The following is a 1,090-nucleotide window of genomic DNA, read 5'->3' on the forward strand; positions in this document are numbered from 1 at the left end:
GGAGACCGTTACTACGACACATTTGAGGCGGCAGACCGGCCAGTGCAGATCAGCACTGGCGACAAGCGGGACTATGTCAACGGCAGCGCCTTTTCAGACCACATCAGCCTGGGCGAGAGCCACGACATTGCCCTGGCCGGCTTGGGCAATGACTTCATCGATGGCGGTGCAGGCGGGGATTTCATTCTGGCCGGCCCTGAAGTGCGCGAACCAGGGTCAAGCGCCAATGACCACGATGTGCTCGTTGGCGGCGCCGGGCGCGACAAGCTCAAAGGGGGCGCTGGCGATGACGTGCTGTACGCCATGGCGATGGAAGACGACATCGACAGTGAAGGTACGGCCACAGGTGACTGGCTGCTCGGTGGCTCTGGCGATGACATGCTCCACGGCAGCCGTGCGGGCGATGTGCTCAATGGCGGCGCGGGCAATGACCGCATCCGCGGCGGGCATGGCGGTGACGTGATCCTGGGCGACGGGGGGCTTGAATCACAAAACAAGTATGTGACGCTGGATATTGGCCAATCGGGATATTGGGACATCGATCCAATCACGGGCCAGCCCATCTACGTACCACCCCAGACGCCGGGTCGCGAATACCAATGGGATGCAGCTCGAGCCCAGTATCGTGCGAGGCAGGTGCAAAGTGTGGTCATTCTCAATGGGCCTAGCCTTCGCTGGACGATGGACACCTCCTCGGCGAGCAACTACGCCGTCTCGCCTCTGATGGGCTGGTATGGCGGGCAGGAAGTGCGCCTGGAAGATGGCGGCGGCAACGACTGGATCGAGGCCGGCGCAGGCGACGACTGGGTGGCCGGCCAGACAGGCGACGACGTGCTGCACGGCGGCGATGACAACGACGTGCTCTACGGCGACGACGCCGTGGCCATGCCCGAAGGCAGCGAAGGCAACGACCGGCTGTTTGCCGGCGCGGGGCGCGACAAGCTGTTTGGCGGCGCTGGCAGCGACCTGCTCGACGCCAGCGAGCACGACGGCGACCTGGACGTGCTGCGCGGCGGCAGTGGGCGCGACGAACTCATCGGCGGCACGGGCGGCGACGAACTCTACGGCGAAGACGGCGAGGACACCCTGC

The 1,090-nt window shown here is 65.0% G+C and carries 1 protein-coding gene; it reads left to right on the forward strand.

Translation table 11 applies throughout. The features are described from left to right. A partial coding sequence (locus CLI93_RS14630; protein WP_143327021.1) for a calcium-binding protein occupies positions 1-1,090 on the forward strand: 1,090 nt, incomplete at both ends.

The organism is Vandammella animalimorsus (assembly GCF_002288875.1).
Taxonomy (GTDB): domain Bacteria; phylum Pseudomonadota; class Gammaproteobacteria; order Burkholderiales; family Burkholderiaceae_C; genus Lampropedia; species Lampropedia animalimorsus.